This is a genomic window from Mycobacterium sp. NPDC003449 (assembly GCF_053588415.1).
Genome location: NZ_JBSFPX010000384.1, coordinates 1 through 1221 on the forward strand (window position 1 = coordinate 1; position 1221 = coordinate 1221).

Genomic DNA, 1221 nt, shown 5'->3' on the forward strand with positions numbered 1-1221 from the left:
TATTCGCCGCGGTTCCTGTGGATGTGGCCCAACGCCAGGATCTCGGTGATGGGCGGCGAGCAGGCGGCGTCCGTGCTGGCCACCGTGCGCGGAGAGATGACCGAGGAGCAGGCCGAGCAGTTCAAGGCACCGATCCGGGCCCAGTACGAGCACCAGGGCAATCCGTACTACTCGACCGCACGGCTGTGGGATGACGGGGTGATCGATCCTGCCGACACCAGAACCGTGCTCGGGCTGGCCCTTTCGGTGGTGGGTCAGGCTCCGCTGGAGCCGGTCTCCTACGGCGTATTCAGGATGTGAGGCATGAGTCCACTGTTTGACACTGTGCTGGTGGCCAACCGCGGCGAGATCGCGGTCCGGGTCATCCGCACCCTGCGCGCCATGGGGATCCGCTCCGTCGCGGTCTACAGCGACGCCGACGCCGGTGCGCGTCACGTCCTTGCGGCCGATGTGGCGGTTCGGCTGGGCCCGGCCCCCGCCAGGCAGAGCTACCTCGACATCGAGGCCGTCGTCGCCGCCGCACGCCGCACCGGCGCCGGGGCCGTCCACCCCGGATACGGATTCCTTTCCGAGAACGCCGAATTCGCGGCCGCGCTGCAGGCCGCCGGGATCGTGTTCATCGGCCCACCCGCCGCGGCGATCGCCACCATGGGGGACAAGATCGCGGCCAAGGCCGCGGTATCGGCGTTCGGGGTCCCGGTCGTGCCCGGCATCTCGCGTCCGGGGCTCACCGACCGGGATCTGATCGCCGGAGCCGCCGAGGTCGGATTCCCGGTGCTGGTCAAGCCGTCGGCCGGGGGCGGGGGCAAGGGTATGCGGGTGGTGCATTCCGCCGAAGACCTTCCGGCGGCCCTGGTCGGTTCGCGCCGCGAGGCCGCCGCCGCATTCGGCGACGACACCCTGTTCCTGGAACGGTTTGTGTTGCGGCCTCGTCATATCGAGGTGCAGGTGCTCGCCGACGGGCACGGCAACGTGATCCATCTCGGCGAGCGCGAATGCAGCCTGCAGCGCCGCCACCAGAAGGTCATCGAAGAGGCCCCCTCGCCGCTGCTGGACGCGTCCACCCGGGCCAGGATCGGCGCCGCCGGCTGCGATACCGCCCGCAGCGTCGACTACACCGGTGCGGGCACCGTGGAGTTCATCGTGTCCGCCGCTGCGCCCGACGAGTTCTTCTTCATGGAGATGAACACGCGGCTGCAGGTCGAGCACCCGGTCACCGAG

The 1221-nt window shown here is 69.9% G+C and carries 2 protein-coding genes; both read left to right on the plus strand.

Translation table 11 applies throughout. The features are described 5' to 3' along the window. Nucleotides 1-300, plus strand: a 300-nt coding sequence (locus ACWDTP_RS38535) for a carboxyl transferase domain-containing protein (protein ID WP_450028459.1), incomplete at its 5' end; no start/stop codon positions are given. Nucleotides 301-312: 12 nt separating this feature from the next. Then, nucleotides 313-1221, plus strand: a 909-nt coding sequence (locus ACWDTP_RS38540) for an ATP-binding protein (protein WP_450028460.1), incomplete at its 3' end; no start/stop codon positions are given.